Raw genomic sequence first — 17,048 nt, forward strand, 5'->3', positions numbered from 1 at the left:
AATCCGCGAGGAGCAGACGACATGGGTATGATCTCATCAGCGTTCGACCGTCCGTCGCGAACCGCTGCCATCATCGGTGGTGAAGACGAGGCGTTGACCGTTGCGGGCACGATTGCCGGCATCTTCGCCGACGGGGACGCGGCCCAGACCGCGCAGGCCCGCCTCGATCTTCTCTCCCGTTCCGGCCTGTTCGGCATTTCGGTGCCCACCGAGCACGGCGGGATCGACGTTTCCAACACCGTGTTGGCGGATGTCTGTGCCATGGCGGCTGCACAGTCGACAACACTTGCCGATATCCTGGCCGCTCATTTCGTGGCGCTGGAGCATCTGCGCAGCTATGGTACGGACGGCCATCGTTCCGTGGTGTTTTCCGCCACCCTCGCCGGTGCCCGGCTCTGCCGGGCGGCAGCGAGGCGCAACGGACAGGATACCGACGCCCTGCCATTGGCCGCAAGCGGCCTTGCCTGGCGCCTGAGCGGCGAAGCGCTCTGTACCCCCTGTACCCGCCATGCAGACTGGCTGATCGTGCCGGGGCGCAGCGAGAGCGGGCGGACGATGGGCGTCCTGCTGGCGACCCGCATCGAGGGGTTGCACTACGTCGCCAACAGCTGCGAACCGGTGGGCAGGTCCGCGCCGTCGGCGGAACATGTTCTCTTCAAGGATGTCGCCGTCGATGCCGACGCGGTGCTGCATCCACCGGCCGAAACAGCGGTGCCCCAATCGCTGGAACTGCTTCTGGAGGCCGCCCGGCAGCTGGGTGCGGGCCAGCGCGCATTCGAGCGCCTACTGCGCGCCGATCACGGCGATCTTCTCGAGACGGGTCTGCTGTCTGCCCGCCTCGCCGCCGCGCAGGCTATGATGGCGGAAGCCGGCCGCACTATCGATGCGGCCCAGATCGGCCTTGCGGACCAGCACCGGACGAACGCCTTCCTCGCCTCCACGGCTGCCCTTGCGGTGGCGCATGAGGCCGCAAACCACGCGCGCAAGGCGATAGACCGCAGCCCATCACCAGTGGCCGTCTCCCCGTTCCTTGCCACTGTCCTGCAGGAAAGCGGCCGGCTACGGCGCCAGGGGCATCCACACCCGCCGGAACAGGAAGGTTAGGGTTCTACGCGGAGCGCTGTGCGGCGCTCCGGGTTATCCGACGCGCTTTTCCAGCGCTTCCTCGTCGATCATTGCGCTGGCACCGGGTACGGCAACGAACTGTTCGAGCGTCATCGTGTCGAGGATGGAGGCAATGGCGTCGCGCACATCGGTCATGGCGCGGCGGACCTGACAGGCTTCAGGGTTGGCGCAATCCTCACAGGCCTCATAGGCCGTGCGGCTGGCGCAGCGGATCGGCGCCAGCGGGCCGTCGAGCACGCGGATGGCATGGCCGATGCGGATCTCCGATGCAGCGTGGGAGAGCGAATAGCCGCCGCCCGGCCCCTTCTTGGAGCGCAACATGCCGGCATTGCGCAGTTCCAGCAGGATCGTGTCGAGGAATTTCTTCGGAATGTTGTTGCGGAGCGCGATCTCGCTGACGAAAGCGGTTTCGCCGGGTGCCAGCCGCGCCAGATCCACCAGGGCCTTCAGTCCGTATTTTCCCTTTTTCGTCAGCATGTCGGCCTGCTTTCCATCAGCATATGTGCATCACCGGATATGCCCGGCAGCGCGGACACGCGCATCGCGTCCGGCTCGGTTTCCGTCCGTCGTCCTCGGGAAGATCGATCGGCTCACCCATGACGGGTGATTCTGGCTCATTCTTGGCACCGGAGTGCGAAAAACATATAAAAACAATATAATTTATTTTTCAGTGATCCTGCAAGGAAATTGGCATTTTTGCCAAGTGCTTATGCGGATTTTCCGCCCTGGCGTGCCCATTTGGCATCATTTTCCACTCTCGCCGATCCTTTCCGCGAACTCCTCCTTGCACGAGGCCTTGCATGGCGGTTTTCCGGTGCACGCGACTCGTTTCAACGGCACCGTCGGAAAACGCAAAACCAATCGCGAGGATGCCGCTAAATTGAGGCAAATATTTCTCTACTAAATTTATTGAATATATAGCCTTGAATGACCGGCCCGCGACTGAACCCGGGCGACGGCTTTTTGAGGAGAGACCCATGACCACGACCCGCAGGACCCTGCTTGCCGCGACGGCCGCCCTTGCCCTCACCGCTTCGTTCGGCACTGCCTTTGCCGAAGAGGTGACACTCAATATCGGTTACCAGCCGATCGTAGAACCTTCTCGCGTGCCGCAGGCCGACGGTACCTATGAGAAGGTGACCGGCGCCAAAATCAACTGGCAGAAATTCGATGGCGGCGCCGACGTGATCGCCGCCATCGCTTCGGGTTCGCTGGATATCGGCTATGTCGGCTCCTCGCCGCTGGCCGCCGCGTCCAGCCGTGAATTGCCGATCGAGACGATCTTCGTCGTCGGCCTCATCAGCGAGGCCGAGGCGCTTGCCGTGAAAGCCATCGAGAAGCCGGAGGATCTTGCAGGCAAGAAGATCGCGACGCCCTTCGTCTCCACCGCGCATTACAGCCTGCTGACGGCGCTGAAGCACTGGAAGGTCGATCCGAAGTCGGTGGAGATCCTCAATCTGCGTCCGCCGGAGATTGCGGCCGCCTGGGAACGCGGCGATATCGACGGCGCCTATGTTTGGGATCCGGTGCTCGCCCAGCTGAAGAAGAGCGGCAAGGTTCTCGCCACCTCGGCGGATGTCGCCGAGTGGGGCGGTCCGACCTTCGATGCCTGGATCGTCAGCAAGAAATTTGCCGAGGAGCATCCGGATGTCGTGACGGCCTTCGTGAAGGTGACGGGCGATGCGACGGCGGCCTACCGCGCCAATCCAGAATCCTGGAACGCTACCTCGCCGGAAGCCGAGAAGATTGCACGCCTGACAGGCGCCAAGCAGGACGAAGTGCCGGCACTCCTGAAGGGCTACATCTTCCCGACGCTGGAAGAGCAGGCCGGCGAGGCGTTGCTCGGCGGCGGCACGGTGAAGGCGGTGGCCGACACATCGGCCTTCCTGCTGGAACAGGGCAAGATCCCCGCGGCGCTCTCCGATTACGCGCCTTATGTCTCCACCCGCTGGGTGACGGATGCGACGAAGCTCGCCTACTGACCCGGTGAGACAATCCCGCGGCGGAAGGGCCTGGCAGCGTTATAGCGCTGCCGGGCCTTCTTCCGATCGATCGCCCACGCTTCCGGAGGTTTCATGAGCACCCTGACATTCCGCAACGTTTCGCTGCGCTATCCGCCGAGGGCGGGGCGCACCGGCGCAGAGGAAAAACTGGTCCTCGACGGCATCAATCTGCAGGTCGCATCGGACGAGCTGGTCGCCATCATCGGGCGATCAGGCTCCGGCAAGACGAGCCTGCTCAATCTCGCCGCCGGTTTCCTCGATCCCACCGCCGGCACCGTCACCGTGGATGGCGTACCCATCGACGGGCCGGGCGCCGACCGGGCGGTCGTTTTCCAGGACGATGCGCTCTATCCCTGGCTGGACGCGCGAGACAACATCGCCCTTCCCTTCAAGCTGAAAGGCGTGCCGCTTGCCGAGCGCCGTGCGCGGGCGGAACAGCTTCTCGCCCGTGTCGGCCTTGCCGATGCCGGTAACCGGCGGATCTGGGAGCTCTCCGGCGGCATGCGCCAACGGGTCGGTATTGCCCGAGCACTCGCCGCCGAGCCGCGGTTCCTGCTGCTCGACGAACCGCTCGGCGCGCTCGACGCCCTGACACGCACGCGCATGCAGGAATTCCTACTGCGCATCAAGGCGGAAAGCGGAGCGGGCGCCCTGCTCATCACGCACAGCATCGAGGAGGCGCTGCTGCTCGGCACGCGCATCGTCGTCCTGTCACCCAATCCGGGTCGCCTGACGGCGGAGATCGAGGCGGGCTTCAATGCGGAGGTGCTGAATGGCGCATCGGTCGCTGCGGTGAAGGCCTCGCCGATCTTCAAGCGCATGCATGCCGGCCTGACCGGCCTCATCCACGCCTCCGCGTAAGAGGAGATTGCCGCATGACACTTTCGACTGACATCGATGCCCTGCCGCAGGTGACGGAAACGCAGCCGGTGAAACGCCTGCCGAGGGGGCGGTCGCTACCGGTGGCCATCATCTCGGCCGTCACGATCGGCGTGATCATCGCGGCCTGGGGGCTGGCCTCCGTCTACGCGCTCGTCTCGCCGGTCTTCCTGCCCTCCCCGCGGCAGGTCGTGCTCGCGCTCTACAATCTCGTCGTCACGGGGTTCGTCGACGCGACGCTGGCAGAACATGTCGGCGCCAGCCTCACCCGCATCTTCGGCGCGTTGATCGCCTCCATCCTCATCGGCATTCCTGCCGGCATCGCGATCGGCACGAGCCGCCTTGGCCGCGGCGTTCTCGACCCTATCGTCGAATTCCTGCGGCCGCTGCCGCCGCTTGCCTATCTGCCGCTGATCATCATCTGGGTCGGCATCGGCGAGGCCTCGAAGATCACGGTCATCGCACTTTCCATGCTGCCGTCGATCATCCTGTCGACCTCCGCCGGCGTGCGCGGGGTTTCGAAGGATCACGTCAATGCGGCTCGCTCGCTCGGGGCGAGCCGGGCGCAGGTGCTGCGCGAGGTGGTGCTGCCGAGTGCCGTGCCGTCGATCCTGACCGGCGTGCGCATTGCGCTCGGCGCCGGCTGGACGACGCTGGTGGCGGCCGAGCTGGTGGCTGCGACGAGCGGCATCGGTTTCATGATCCAGTCGGCGGCTCAGTTCCTCGTCACCGACATCGTCATTGCCGGCATCATCGTCATCGCGCTGATCGCCATCCTCCTGGAATACATCGCCCGGCAGATCGAGCGGCGCCTGGTGCCCTGGGCAGCGCATCGCTGAGGTTTATCGGGGGGCCTGAAAGGAAACGGCCGCCTCTTGGTCAGAAGAGGCGGCCGTTTTCCGGTGTGCTGGATCTCACCCGCGGTGGTCGAGGCGGGCGGTCAGGCGATCGCCCAGCCACTGGATACCGCAGACGAGCACGATCAGCACGGCGACAACCGCCACCATCACCGATGTCTCGAAGCGCTGGTAGCCGTAGCGGATGGCGAGGTCGCCGAGGCCGCCCGCGCCGATGGCGCCGGCCATGGCAGAGGCGCCGATCAGCGTGACGAGCGTGACGGTGAAGCCGGCCACGATGCCGGGCAACGCCTCGGGGATCAGCACTTCCCGCACGATGGTCCAGCGGTTGCCGCCCATCGCCCGCACCGCCTCGATCAGGCCGCGATCGACTTCACGCAGCGACACCTCGGCGATGCGCGCATAATAGGGTGTCGCGGCGATGGCGAGCGGCACGATGGCCGCCCAGGTGCCGATCGACGTGCCGACGATGAGGCGCGTGACCGGAATGAGGGCGACCAGCAGGATGATGAAGGGCACGGAGCGGAAACCGTTGATGACGGCGCCGAGCACGCGGCTGATCCAGAGGTTTTCCGCAATGCCGCCGCGCGCGGTTGCGACCAGCGCAAGGCCGAGCGGCAGGCCGAAGACGAGCGAGATGACGCCGGAGGCCGCCGTCATGACGACGGTTTCCCACAGCGAACGGACGAGCAGTTCAAGCATGACCGGCGACATGGCCGAGGACCTCCACCTGTGCGCCGGAGCGCTCTGCAAGGGTTGTGAAACGTGCAGTGGCCTCGGCCGGCACGGCGATGAAGAAGCGGCCGACCGCCTGTTCCTGGATATGGTCGATGCCGCCGTGGATCAGCCGGTAGCCGTCCGGAAACGCGGCGGAAAGCTGCTGAAGGAAGGGGCCTGTTGCGGCAGGGCCGGCGATATCGACACCGAGGATGGCCTCGCCAACCACATCCGCGACCAGCGTCTCGGCGATATGGGCCGGCAGCTGCGGGCGGATGCCGCTGAGAAGGCTCTTCGTCGTCTGTGCCTGAGGCGTCGCGAAGACCTGCCAGACCGGACCTTCCTCCACGATGCGGCCGGCGTCGAGCACCGTTACGCGGTCCGCGATGGAGCGCACCACTTCCATTTCGTGGGTGATGAGCAGGATGGTGAGGCCGAGCTTGCGGTTGATATCCTTCAGCAGCGTAAGGATCGCCCGGGTCGTTTCCGGATCGAGCGCGGAGGTCGCCTCGTCGGAAAGCAGCAGCGCCGGGCTTGCGGCGAGTGCCCTTGCAATGCCGACGCGCTGCTTCTGGCCACCGGAAAGTTCCGACGGATAGGCCTTCGCCTTGCCCGAGAGGCCGACGAGTTCGATAAGCTCGGCCGCGCGTGCCAGACGTTTGGCCTTCGGCCAGCCCTCGATCTTCAACGGTAGGGCGATATTTTCCTCGACGGTCTTGGCCGAGAGCAGGTTGAAGTGCTGGAAGATCATGCCGATGCGGCGGCGCAGCGGTTGCAGATCCGCCTCGCCAAGGCCGGTGATCTCGCGACCTTCGATGGCAATGCTGCCGCTGTCCGGCCGTTCGAGGCCGTTGAGGCAGCGGATGAGCGTCGACTTGCCGGCGCCGCTGCGGCCGATGATGCCGAGGATTTCGCCGCGGCGCACCGTAAGCGAAACGCCGTCGAGCGCGGCGGTTGCGCCGAAGCGGCGCCGGACGTCGGCGAGACGCACGACATCGTCCTGCCGCGCGACGGCTTCGGCCGCCTGTCTTGTCACATGGGTGTTCATTTCGGTTCCCTTCCGGAAACGACAAGACAGCCCGCGGCGGCCGAAGGCGCATCGCGGGCTGTCTTGCTGGTTGGTTGGCGGCCTTAGTAGGCGCTGATGCCCGTGCCCTTGTAGACGCGGTCGAATTCAGCCTTCACGGCATCGTTCTGGTAGGCTTCGACCAGCGGCTTGACCCAGGCCTCATCCTTCGATTCTTCGCGTACGGCGATGAAGTTGCGGTACGGGTTTTCGTCGACGGGTTCCTGCGCGATGCGGTTTTCCGGGGTGAGCCCGCTCTTCAGTGCCCAGTCGGTGTTGACGATCGCGGCATCGAGGTCATCGACCGAGCGGCCGACGATTCCGGCATCGAGTTCCTTGATCTCGAAGTTCTTCGGGTTCTCGGCGATGTCGGCGATCGTGGCGAGGATGCCGGTGCCGTCCTTCAGCTTGATCAGGCCTTCGTTCTGGAGCACGCGCAGCGCCCGGCCCTCGTTGGACGGGTCGTTCGGCACGCCGACGACGGCGCCATCAGGAAGTTCGGCCACCTTGGCGTGCTTCTTGGAGTAGAGGCCGATCGGCCAAACGGCCGTGTAGCCGACCGGGACGATTTTGTAGCCGTGCTGCTGGACCTGGTTTTCCAGATAGGGAAGATGCTGGAAGGCGTTCGCGTCGATTTCGCCGCGGGCAAGCGCTTCGTTCGGCTGGGTGTAGTCGTTGAAGACGACCGCCTCGATGGTGAGGCCCTTCTTGGCGGCTTCCGCGATGACGACGCGCCAGACGTCTTCGTCCTCGCCCGAGATGATGCCGACCTTGAGATCCTTCTTGTCTTCGGCAAAGCCGGGTGCGGGAAGCGAGAAGGTGGAGAGGGCGGCGGCTGCCACCGCGAGGGCCGCGAGTGCGGCGCGGCGGGTGAAGAGAGTGCTTGCGCGGAGTTTCTTGTTGATTTTCGACATGCTGGCCTGCTTTCGCGATTGGGAGGATCGACTGCGAAACATCGTTGTTTCTGCCCTCAAAATCGCAAATGCTGCTTTTATGGACAACGAATGGCGGTTTATTGAGCAGGCGGAAACGGAAATTTTCACTCCCGGATATCGCGGTGCAGCGGAAAATATTTTCTACTGAAATTGTAAACTATGTCGGGTGCCGCAGCGGGCACCGTCCGTCCGGGCGCCGGCTCAGAAGGTCGGCGGCGTGTTGATCCAGATCAGCACGGTCTCGCCGTCGTGACGGTTGCGCCAGGCATGGCGCCGGCAGCTTTCGAAATAGAGGCTGTCGCCGGGGCCGAGGTCGTGGAACTCGTGGCCGTCGAGCACCATTTCGATGCGACCGGAGAGGACATGCACGAATTCCTCGCCCTCATGCTTGTAGGCACCGTCCGAGGAAGCGCCGGGGGCGAGCACGAAACGGTGGCAATCCATCATGTTGCGCCCGTCGGCCAGAACCTGGATGGTGACGCCGGGGGAGGTCTCGGGCCAAAACTTCCACTCCCCTGCCCGGACGACCGAGCGGTTTTCCAGCTCCTCCTCGCCGGAGAGTTTCGAGACGGTTGTGCCATAGTAGTCGGCAAGGTCGTGCAGCACGCGGAACGTCACGCCCTGCGAGGTGCGCTCGAAGGTGGAGAGCACGGAGGTCGCGACGCCGATGTCGCCGGCGACCTGGTCGAGCGTCTTGCCGGCGGCGTGGCGCAGGCTCCGCAGCTTGCGCCCGACGCCCTGGTGAGCGTCGCCGTCGGAGGCGGGACTGTCATTGGCTGGCTCTTCCGCTTCGAGCGCCTCGCGGATGGCCGCTGGGTTGAGGCCGCGCTCGGTCCTGTACCAGGCGATGCGCTTCAGCCGTGCGACGTCCTCAGCGCTGTATTGGCGGTGACCCGTTTCGGAGCGGTCGGGCACGACCAGCCCCTGCGTTTCCCAAAGCCTGAGCGTGGAGGCTGAAACGCCAGCGAGCCGCGCGGCCTCCGCCACCTTGTAGTGCACCGGTTCTTGCGAACCCATCGCGCCAATCCCTGATTCTGTATAGTGTTCTTTTATAGCACTCCGGCGGCGCGGACCGGTTCGAAAAACCGTCGCATTGCGGCCGTAAAATGCCCGTTGCATTCTTGCAGAAAAAATGTAGGAATTCCACTTGAGACTTGCAGAAAAAATGCAAGTTAATGCGGTTCCGGCAAAAAGCGCGAAGCGGCTTTGCGTTGGGAGCCGCGCGAACGTTCCATTATCAGAAGCCTCCAGATTCAGGATAGCGCCATGACCGCAACGCCCCTCACAGACCGCAAGAACGCCGCCATCTCGCGCGGCGTCGGCATGACCACGCAGATCTACGCCGACCGTGCGGAGAATGCGGAGATCTGGGACAAGGAAGGCAACCGCTATATCGATTTCGCCGCGGGTATCGCCGTCGTCAACACGGGCCACCGCCATCCGCGCGTCATCGAGGCCGTCAAGAACCAGCTCGACCGCTTTACCCACACCTGCCACCAGGTCGTGCCCTATGAGAACTATGTCGAGCTCGCCGAGCGTCTGAACGCCATCACCCCCGGCAATTTCGCCAAGAAGACGATCTTCGTGACGACCGGCGCCGAAGCCGTCGAGAACGCCGTGAAGATCGCCCGCGCCGCCACCGGTCGCCAGGCCGTCATCGCCTTCACGGGTAGCTTCCACGGCCGCACCTTCATGGGCATGGCGCTGACCGGTAAGGTGGTTCCCTACAAGGTCGGCTTCGGCGCCATGCCGGCCGATGTCTACCATGCGCCCTTCCCGGTCGAGATGCACGGCACGACGGTCGAGCAGTCGCTTTCCGTCCTGAAGAAGCTGTTTGCAGCCGATGTCGATCCGAACCGGGTCGCGGCGATCATTGTCGAGCCGGTTCAGGGCGAAGGCGGTTTCTATCCGGTCCCGGTTTCCTTCATGAAGGCGCTGCGCGAGATCTGCGACCAGCACGGCATCCTGCTCATCGCCGATGAGGTCCAGACCGGTTTCGCCCGCACCGGCAAGATGTTCGCCATGGAGCACTACGGCATCGCGGCCGACCTGATGACCATGGCCAAGGGCCTTGGTGGTGGTTTCCCGATCGCGGCCGTCACCGGCCGTGCGGAAATCATGGACGCGCCCGGCCCGGGCGGTCTTGGCGGCACCTATGCCGGCAGCCCGATCGGCGTTGCGGCGGCCCATGCCGTTCTTGACGTCATCAAGGACGAGGACCTCTGCAACCGCGCCGAAAATCTCGGCGCGCGCCTGAAACAGCGCCTTGCCTCGCTGCAGGACAAGATTCCCGAGATTGTCGACATCCGCGGCCCGGGCTTCATGAACGCCGTCGAGTTCAACGATGTTTCGACCAAGCTGCCGAGCGCCGAGTTCGCCAACAAGGTGCGTCTGAAGGCTCTCGACAAGGGCCTGATCCTGCTGACCTGCGGCGTGCACGGCAACGTCATCCGCTTCCTGGCGCCGATCACTATCCAGGACGAGGTGTTCGCCGAGGCGCTCGACATTCTCGAAAGCGCGATGATCGAAGCCCGCGCCGCCTGATCGGCGCCGCGCAACACTGAAACACATCCTCCCAAGGCGGCACCCGGAGCTCTAGCTCCGGGTGAACGGCCTTCCATGTCCGAAAGGAAGGACACCATGGCTTTCTACGATGCTCTCACCCGGCACCTGACGTCGACCGATCTCCTGCGCGATGCGGGTTATGTCAACGGCAACTGGATCGGCGGAAACGGCGCGGCAACCTTCGACGTCTTCAACCCGGCCACCGGCGAAAAGCTCGCCACACTGCCGGAAATGGGCGCCGGCGAAACGGCCGCGGCGATCGACGCGGCCTATGCGGCACAGCAGGTCTGGGCCGCCCGCCCGGCGAGGGACCGCAGCATCCTCCTGCGCAAGTGGAACGACCTCATCATCGCGAATGCCGACGAACTGGCCGCGATCCTGACTGCCGAAATGGGCAAGCCGCTGGCGGAAGCCAAGGGCGAAATCCTCTATGCCGCCTCCTATGTCGAGTGGTATGCGGAAGAGGCCAAGCGCATCAACGGCGAGACGATTCCGGCTCCGTCGGCCGACAAGCGCATGCTGGTCATCAAGCAGCCCGTCGGCGTCGTGGGCACGATCACGCCGTGGAATTTCCCTGCCGCGATGATCGCCCGCAAGGTGGCGCCGGCACTTGCCGTCGGCTGCACGGTTGTTTCCAAGCCGGCCGAGCAGACGCCGCTTTCGGCCATTGCCCTTGCGGTGCTCGCCGAAAAGGCCGGCATTCCCGCGGGCGCCTTCAACGTCATTCTCGGCACGGATGGTCCGGCGATCGGCAAGGAGCTCTGCTTCAACCCGAAAGTCCGCAAAATCTCGTTCACGGGTTCGACGGAGGTCGGTCGCATCCTGATGCGCCAGTGCTCCGACCAGATCAAGAAGGTGAGCCTGGAGCTCGGCGGCAACGCGCCCTTCATCGTCTTCGACGACGCGAACATCGACGCCGCCGTGGAAGGCGCCATGGCGTCGAAATATCGCAATGCCGGCCAGACCTGCGTCTGCGCCAACCGTCTCTATGTGCAGTCGAATGTCTATGACGTCTTTGCCGAAAAGCTGGCGAAGAGGGTTGCCGAGCTCTCGGTCGGCGATGGCTTCGACAAGGGCACGACGATCGGCCCGCTCATCGAGGAAGCGGCGATCGACAAGGTCGAGGCGCATATTGCCGATGCCGTCTCCAAGGGAGCGTCCGTGGTGGCCGGCGGCAAGCGCGTCGACGGCAAGGGCACCTTCTTCCAGCCGACCGTTCTGAAGAACGTCGCACGCGGCATGACGGTCGCACGGGAGGAAACCTTCGGTCCCGTCGCCCCGCTCTTCCGCTTCGACACCGTCGAGGACGTGATCGCGCAGGCGAACGACACCGAGTTCGGCCTTGCCGCCTACTTCTTCGCCGGCGATCTCAAGAAGGTCTGGAAGGTGGCTGAAGCGCTGGAATACGGCATGGTCGGCGTCAATACCGGCCTCATTTCCTCCGAGGCTGCGCCCTTCGGCGGCATCAAGCAGTCCGGTCTCGGCCGCGAAGGCTCCGCCCATGGTGCCGACGACTATCTCGAACTGAAATATGTCTGCATGGGCGACGTCGCCTGATGTTACCGGGATCGCCCTGCTTGGGCAGGGCGATCCTCAGGCGGTCTCGATATCCGTCTGCGGAAGGTCGTCGTCTTTGTGGAGCAGTGGCATACCGAGCTGCCTTGCGCAGGCATAGGCGAAGCAGTCTCCGAAGTTGAGACCTGCGGGATGGCGGCCCTTGCCGAAGCGGTGGTATGCATCGACGGCTGCTGCCGCGATTGCCGGCTCGATGGCAATGATCTGGACATCAAACAGCCGGATATAGGCCTCGACCTCGCGCAGGGCGGTGTTCGGTTCAAGTCGGAAAATCCGGCTATAAGCAACGGACGCTTCCCAAAGCGCCATAGCCGAGGTCGTCGGTGAACGCGCGGCCGCCAAGCGCGCCGACAGCGATTCGGCATCGCTTTCGTTTGTCATCATGGCGACGATTGCTGAAGCGTCGAGGAACATCAATCCTCGTAGAGACTGTCGATGAAGGCTTTGTCGGCCTTGAGGCCAGTGGGGGCGTACTTCCTGTTGAGTTCCCTTGTCATGGCCACGGCCTTCTCGACCAATGTCGGTTCGCTCTCCACGCGCTCCAGTTCATGCACGAGAGCCTGCCGCACCGCCTCGGTCTTGCTGACCTTGCGCAGCGCGGACAGTCGTTCGGCAAGCCGATCGACCTCCTGGTCCTTCACATAGAGCGGCATGGTATATATCCTTCCTCTGTCGAGGGTATATATACCATGCCGGAACCTTGCCTGAAAGATCAGGCCGGCTTGACCGCGTCAGGGTGCGCAGCCTGGAAAGCAGTAAGGGCGCGGCAGGTTTCGGCGATGCGTCGTACCCGTTCGAGGGCCGACAGGTCGACGCCCCAGCGCTCGGCATTGTAGACCTGCGGCACGAGGCAGAAATCCGCCATGGTGGGCGTGTCGCCATGGCAGAAGATGCCGGTCGCCGGGGCATCGAGGAGCTTTTCGACGGCCAGAAGGCCTTCGCCGATGTACTTCTTCATCCAGGCGACGCGCGTCTCCTCCCCTCCCCCCGTCAGCGTCATGACATGGCCGATGACGCCGGTGTTGCAGACGGCGTGGATTTCCATGGCGATCGCATAGGAAAGCGTGCGCACCCGCTGCCGACCCAGCGGATCGGCAGGCAGGAAACGCGCCTCGGGGCGCGTTTCGGCAAGATACTCGATGATAGCAAGCGATTGCGTCAGGACGTGCCCGTCGATCGACAAGGCCGGCACGAGGCCCTGCGGGTTGCGGGCGCGGTGTTCCGGGGAACGCTGCTGACCGGCCAGGAGATCAACGGATTCGCGCCGGTAGGACAGGCTGAGGCTTTCGAGCGCGATGCGCACACGGTAGCTGGCGGATGAGCGCCAGTAATCGAAGAGGATGATCTCGTCGTGCACTGGCTCAGCCTTTCTCGTATCGCTCGACGGTCTGTTCGATCGCGCCGAAGATCGAGTGGCCCGTCTTGTCCTTCATCTCGATGCGCACGGTGTCGCCGAATTTCATGAAGGGTGTCTTGGGCGCGCCCGAGGCGATCGTTTCGATGGTGCGGATTTCCGCGATGCAGGAATACCCCGCCCCACCTTCGGCGACCGACTTGCCGGGGCCGTCATCAAGCTTGTTGGAGACGGTGCCGGAGCCGATGATCGAGCCGGCGACGAGCGGCCGGGTTTTGGCGGCATGGGCGACGAGTTCGGCGAAGTCGAAGGTCATGTCGATGCCGGCATTGGCCTTGCCGAAGGCCTTGCCGTTCAGGGAGACGAGGAGCGGCAGGTGCAGCTTGCCGCCGTCCCAGGCATCGCCCAGTTCGGCGGGGGTCACCGCGACGGGTGAGAAGGCCGAGGAGGGTTTCGACTGGAAGAAGCCGAAGCCCTTGGCGAGTTCACCCGGAATGAGGCCACGCAACGACACGTCGTTGACGAGCATGACGAGCTTGATTGCCTGCCGCGCCTCCTCGACGCTCGCGCCCATCGGCACGTCGTCCACGATGACGGCGATCTCGCCTTCCATGTCGATGCCGAAGGCCTCATCCGCCGCAAGGATCGGGTCTCGCGGTCCCAAAAAGCTGTCGGAGCCGCCTTGATACATCAGGGGATCGGTCCAGAAGCTCTCGGGCATTTCGGCATTGCGTGCCTTGCGCACGAGTTCGACGTGATTGACATAGGCCGAGCCGTCCGCCCACTGGTAAGCGCGGGGCAGTGGCGATGCGGCGTCGTGTTCGTGGAAGCGGGCGGTCGGTTGCGAGCCGGTTTCCAACCCTTCGGCGACCCGCTCAAGCCGCGGGGCGACATGTTCCCAGTCGTCCAGCGCATCCTGGAGAGTGCGGGCGATATGCCCCACTTCCGAGCAGCGTGTCAGGTCGCGCGAGACGACGACCAAGCGGCCGTCGCGGGTGGAATTTTTCAGTGTCGCAAGCTTCATGCGTCCTACTCCCGATCTTGTTTCCGGCCGTGCGATCGTGTCATCTTCCGGCCGCCTGTCTCCACCCTCGTGCGCCGGTCGTTCCGGCGCATCGCTTTTCCGAGGAAATCCCGTCTTGAACCGTACGGTGCTGAATTCCCTGCTGCTGGTCGCCGGCTTCGTCGGCGCGACGGCCATCATCCTTTATACGATGGGGCAGCCACTCATCTGCAAGTGCGGATATGTCAAACTCTGGCATGGCGTGGTGGTTTCTTCGGAAAACTCGCAGCACCTGTCCGATTGGTACACGCCGAGCCACATCATCCACGGTATCCTGTTCTTCGGCCTCTTCACGTTCCTCCTGAAGAAGGCGAGCCTCAAACTGCGGCTTGCTCTCTCGCTGGTGCTGGAATGCGCCTGGGAAATCCTCGAAAACACCGACATGATCATCAATCGCTATCGCGAGGCGACGATCTCGCTCGACTATTTCGGCGACAGCGTGATCAATTCGAGCGCGGACATTCTCGCCATGGTGGTCGGCTTCTTCCTCGCGGCACGCCTGCCCGTCTGGGCGAGCGTTGCGATCATCGTCGTCTTCGAGGCGACCACCACCTGGCTCATCCGCGATGGCCTGGCGCTCAACATCCTGATGCTCGTCTGGCCGCTGGAGGCGGTGAAGGCCTGGCAGGGCGGCTGACGTCATTTGATGCCCGGCGTTCCGTCGAACTTGCGTTCCAGCCCATCCCAGCATTCGAGATAGTTGTCCTGCAGGGTTTCTAGCTCGGCCGCGAACTTCGTGATCTGCTGGGGGAAGCGCGTCTCGAACATGAAGGCCATGGTGTGGTCGAGTTTTACAGGCTTAAGCTCGCTGTTCGAGGCTTTCTCGAAGCCGGTCGCATCGGGCCCGTGTGGTAGCATCATGTTGTGAAGGCTCATGCCGCCGGGCACGAACCCCTCCTCCTTGGCGTCGTACTGGCCGTGGATCAGGCCCATGAATTCGCTCATGATGTTGCGGTGATACCAGGGCGGGCGGAAGGTGTGCTCGGCCACCATCCAGCGCGGCGGGAAGATGACGAAGTCGATGTTCGCGGTGCCGGCCTCCTCGGTCGGCGCAGTCAGCACGGTGAAGATCGACGGGTCGGGATGGTCGAAGAGGATCGCGCCGACCGGCGAATAGGCCCTGAGGTCGTATTTGAACGGTGTGTAGTTTCCGTGCCAGGCGACGACGTCGAGCGGGGAATGGCCGATCTCGGTCACATAGAACTTGCCGCACCATTTGACGTGCACGCGGCAGGGCGTCTCCTTGTCCTCATAGGCCGCGACCGGCGTCTTGAAGTCGCGCGGATTGGCAAGGCAGTTGGCGCCGATCGGCCCGCGGTCCGGCAGGGTGAATTTCGCGCCGTAGTTCTCGCAGACATAACCGCGCCAGGTGTCGCCCTCGCCGATGCGCGCGACCTTGAACATCATGCCGCGCGGGATGAGGCAGATTTCCAGCGGCTCGACATCCATGATGCCCATTTCGGTGAAGATACGGACGGCACCGAGCTGCGGCACGACGAGAAGCTCGCCGTCGGCATTGAAGAAATAGTCGTCCACCATGTCGGCGTTGAACGTATAGGCATGCGCCGCCATGCCGACCTGCGTCAGCACGTCGCCGGCCGTTGTCATGGTGCGGATACCTTGAAGGAAATTCTGCGTCTCGTCAGACGCCGGCAGCGGGTTCCAGCGCAGCTGGCCGAGCGGCAGGGAATGGTCGTCGAGGCAGGGCGCAGTTTTCCAGTGCGGATAGCTGGTATTGGAGAAGCGGCGGGTGTGGCGCACGCTTGGGCGGATTCGGTAGAGCCAGGAGCGCTCGTTGGTGCCGCGCGGTGCAGTGAAGGGTGATCCGGAAAGCTGTTCGGCATAGAGGCCGTAGTTGCATTTCTGCGGGCTGTTCTGGCCCTGCGGCAGGGCGCCCGGCAGCGCCTCCGTTTCGAAATCATTGCCGAAACCCGGCATGTATTTCAGGCTGTTGGCGGCATGATCCGACATGGCTGATCCTCCTCCTGCAAGGCGCTTGTCCTCAAGTGGTTGCAGATGTAACTGTCTATTTTGTAACCATCAAGGCGCGCCATGGATTTCAAGCTCGAGACATTCCTGCCCTATCGGCTCAATCTCGCCGCCGAGCTGGTCAGCCAGCGCTTTGGCGCGCAATACCGTGCGCGCTACCGCATGACGCGGCCCGAATGGCGGGCGCTAGCTGCACTCGGCGCCTACGGGCACATGACGGCGACGGAGATCGGCGCGAACTCCAGCATGCACAAGACGAAGGTGTCGCGTGCCGTGCGGGCGCTGGAGGAAAAACGCTGGCTGAAGCGGCGTGAAGATTTGGACGACCGCCGGATCGAGCACCTCGAACTGACGCCGGCGGGACGGCGCATCTATGGCGAAATGGTCGTGGTGGCACGGGAGTACGAGCGCGAGCTTGCCCTGCTCCTCGGTGCCGGCGGGATGAAACAACTGGAGGCCGGTCTTGCCGCCGTCGAGGCGAAGCTGGCGGTGCCGACGGTTCGTCGCGTGCCGAAGGACTGACGATACATCAATACTGTGAAACGATCGACCCTGATCGATTCATATCTTTCGTTGGACGGTGATTCGCGCCTTCGGCAGACTCGCGTCCATGCCCAACACGCTCCCACCGCCGATGCCCAGCTATCGTTTTCGCCGTATCGATGCGGTGCGCAACATGGCGCGCTTCTATATGCTCTCGTTGGAGCCGACCCTTTTCGGCGAGGTCGCGGTGCTGCGTCACTGGGGCCGTATCGGCACGCGCGGCCGGCAGGCGCTGAACCTCTATCCCTCGCTGGCGGAGGCGGAAAGGGTGCTCGCGCGACAGGTCGCGCTTCGGCGCAGGCGGGGCTATGTCGAGGCTTGAGGGACCAGATTCGGTGGTCCCGGAAGAAAAATGCAAACTTTCTTGAGTTTTCCCC

General features: G+C 63.9%; 20 protein-coding genes. 10 read left to right on the forward strand and 10 right to left on the reverse strand.

From position 1 onward, the window contains the following. Positions 1–21: 21 nt before the first annotated feature. Complete coding sequence (locus AKG11_RS16650) at positions 22–1,104, forward strand: acyl-CoA dehydrogenase family protein (protein ID WP_050744673.1); 1,083 nt, start codon at positions 22–24, stop codon at positions 1,102–1,104. Between the two features lie 33 nt (positions 1,105–1,137). On the opposite strand, the gene AKG11_RS16655 is transcribed toward AKG11_RS16650, so the two are convergent. Then, the gene (locus tag AKG11_RS16655; protein ID WP_023516837.1) at positions 1,138–1,602 is read right to left on the reverse strand and encodes an RrF2 family transcriptional regulator; all 465 of its coding nucleotides are present in this window, start codon (positions 1,600–1,602) and stop codon (positions 1,138–1,140) included. 500 nt (positions 1,603–2,102) lie between these two features. Here AKG11_RS16655 and tauA point away from each other — a divergent pair, with 500 nt between their 5' ends. The 3 genes from tauA (at position 2,103) to AKG11_RS16670 (ending at position 4,846) form a co-directional block, all read left to right on the forward strand. Beyond that, positions 2,103–3,107: a taurine ABC transporter substrate-binding protein gene (tauA, locus tag AKG11_RS16660; RefSeq protein ID WP_050744674.1), complete on the forward strand. Its 1,005-nt coding sequence runs from the start codon at positions 2,103–2,105 to the stop codon at positions 3,105–3,107. A gap of 93 nt (positions 3,108–3,200) precedes the next feature. Next, entirely contained in the window at positions 3,201–3,989 is a 789-nt protein-coding gene (locus AKG11_RS16665) for a taurine ABC transporter ATP-binding protein (protein ID WP_050744675.1), read from the forward strand. A gap of 14 nt (positions 3,990–4,003) precedes the next feature. After that, positions 4,004–4,846 carry an ABC transporter permease subunit gene (locus tag AKG11_RS16670; protein ID WP_082342463.1) on the forward strand — a complete coding sequence of 281 codons (843 nt, stop codon included), beginning with the start codon at positions 4,004–4,006 and terminating at the stop codon, positions 4,844–4,846. 75 nt (positions 4,847–4,921) lie between these two features. Here AKG11_RS16670 and AKG11_RS16675 read toward each other — a convergent pair whose 3' ends face one another. The 3 genes from AKG11_RS16675 to AKG11_RS16685 all read right to left on the reverse strand — a co-directional run bounded on the left by AKG11_RS16675 (position 4,922) and on the right by AKG11_RS16685 (position 7,561). Then, on the reverse strand, positions 4,922–5,578 hold the full coding sequence (locus AKG11_RS16675; protein WP_050744676.1) for a methionine ABC transporter permease: 657 nt from the start codon (positions 5,576–5,578) through the stop codon (positions 4,922–4,924). Beyond that, entirely contained in the window at positions 5,559–6,629 is a 1,071-nt protein-coding gene (locus AKG11_RS16680; protein ID WP_050744677.1) for a methionine ABC transporter ATP-binding protein, read from the reverse strand. Before AKG11_RS16680 ends, AKG11_RS16675 begins: the two co-directional genes overlap by 20 nt. A gap of 83 nt (positions 6,630–6,712) precedes the next feature. After that, positions 6,713–7,561 carry a MetQ/NlpA family ABC transporter substrate-binding protein gene (locus AKG11_RS16685; RefSeq protein ID WP_050744678.1) on the reverse strand — a complete coding sequence of 283 codons (849 nt, stop codon included), beginning with the start codon at positions 7,559–7,561 and terminating at the stop codon, positions 6,713–6,715. Between AKG11_RS16685 and AKG11_RS16690 the strand changes: the two genes are divergently transcribed. Then, positions 7,548–7,730, forward strand: coding sequence for a hypothetical protein (locus AKG11_RS16690; protein ID WP_050744679.1), 183 nt, complete (start codon positions 7,548–7,550; stop codon positions 7,728–7,730). The genes AKG11_RS16685 and AKG11_RS16690 overlap by 14 nt on opposite strands. Positions 7,731–7,783: 53 nt before the next feature. On the opposite strand, the gene AKG11_RS16695 is transcribed toward AKG11_RS16690, so the two are convergent. Continuing rightward, positions 7,784–8,599, reverse strand: a complete 816-nt coding sequence (locus AKG11_RS16695; protein ID WP_050744680.1) for a MerR family transcriptional regulator — start codon at positions 8,597–8,599, stop codon at positions 7,784–7,786. 249 nt (positions 8,600–8,848) lie between these two features. Between AKG11_RS16695 and AKG11_RS16700 the strand changes: the two genes are divergently transcribed. After that, complete coding sequence (locus tag AKG11_RS16700) at positions 8,849–10,126, forward strand: 4-aminobutyrate--2-oxoglutarate transaminase (protein ID WP_050744681.1); 1,278 nt, start codon at positions 8,849–8,851, stop codon at positions 10,124–10,126. A 96-nt stretch (positions 10,127–10,222) separates the two neighbouring features. Continuing rightward, a complete protein-coding gene (locus tag AKG11_RS16705) occupies positions 10,223–11,704 on the forward strand; it encodes an NAD-dependent succinate-semialdehyde dehydrogenase (protein ID WP_050744959.1) in 1,482 nt (493 codons plus the stop codon). Between the two features lie 36 nt (positions 11,705–11,740). On the opposite strand, the gene AKG11_RS16710 is transcribed toward AKG11_RS16705, so the two are convergent. From AKG11_RS16710 to AKG11_RS16725, 4 genes are read right to left on the reverse strand one after another with little or no spacing between them, the layout of a single operon-like run. After that, positions 11,741–12,136, reverse strand: a complete 396-nt coding sequence (locus AKG11_RS16710) for a type II toxin-antitoxin system VapC family toxin (RefSeq protein WP_050744682.1) — start codon at positions 12,134–12,136, stop codon at positions 11,741–11,743. Further along, positions 12,136–12,375, reverse strand: a complete 240-nt coding sequence (locus tag AKG11_RS16715) for a type II toxin-antitoxin system VapB family antitoxin (protein WP_050744683.1) — start codon at positions 12,373–12,375, stop codon at positions 12,136–12,138. Before AKG11_RS16715 ends, AKG11_RS16710 begins: the two co-directional genes overlap by 1 nt. Before the next feature lie 59 nt (positions 12,376–12,434). Further along, positions 12,435–13,079 carry a maleylacetoacetate isomerase gene (gene maiA / locus AKG11_RS16720; protein WP_050744684.1) on the reverse strand — a complete coding sequence of 215 codons (645 nt, stop codon included), beginning with the start codon at positions 13,077–13,079 and terminating at the stop codon, positions 12,435–12,437. A gap of 4 nt (positions 13,080–13,083) precedes the next feature. After that, positions 13,084–14,100 carry a fumarylacetoacetate hydrolase family protein gene (locus AKG11_RS16725; protein WP_050744685.1) on the reverse strand — a complete coding sequence of 339 codons (1,017 nt, stop codon included), beginning with the start codon at positions 14,098–14,100 and terminating at the stop codon, positions 13,084–13,086. A gap of 115 nt (positions 14,101–14,215) precedes the next feature. Between AKG11_RS16725 and AKG11_RS16730 the strand changes: the two genes are divergently transcribed. Beyond that, the gene (locus tag AKG11_RS16730) at positions 14,216–14,776 is read left to right on the forward strand and encodes a DUF2585 domain-containing protein (RefSeq protein ID WP_050744686.1); all 561 of its coding nucleotides are present in this window, start codon (positions 14,216–14,218) and stop codon (positions 14,774–14,776) included. A 2-nt stretch (positions 14,777–14,778) separates the two neighbouring features. On the opposite strand, the gene hmgA is transcribed toward AKG11_RS16730, so the two are convergent. Further along, a complete protein-coding gene (hmgA, locus tag AKG11_RS16735) occupies positions 14,779–16,110 on the reverse strand; it encodes a homogentisate 1,2-dioxygenase (protein ID WP_050744687.1) in 1,332 nt (443 codons plus the stop codon). Between the two features lie 81 nt (positions 16,111–16,191). On the opposite strand from hmgA, the gene AKG11_RS16740 reads away from it, so the two are divergent. Beyond that, positions 16,192–16,650, forward strand: coding sequence for a MarR family winged helix-turn-helix transcriptional regulator (locus AKG11_RS16740; RefSeq protein ID WP_050744688.1), 459 nt, complete (start codon positions 16,192–16,194; stop codon positions 16,648–16,650). An 88-nt stretch (positions 16,651–16,738) separates the two neighbouring features. Further along, positions 16,739–16,993 (forward strand): WGR domain-containing protein, encoded by a 255-nt coding sequence (locus AKG11_RS16745; protein WP_082342467.1) that lies wholly within the window; start codon positions 16,739–16,741, stop codon positions 16,991–16,993. The last annotated feature ends 55 nt before the right edge of the window (positions 16,994–17,048 follow it).

Source organism: Shinella sp. SUS2, assembly GCF_001262505.1.
In the GTDB taxonomy this organism is placed as follows: Bacteria; Pseudomonadota; Alphaproteobacteria; order Rhizobiales; family Rhizobiaceae; genus Shinella.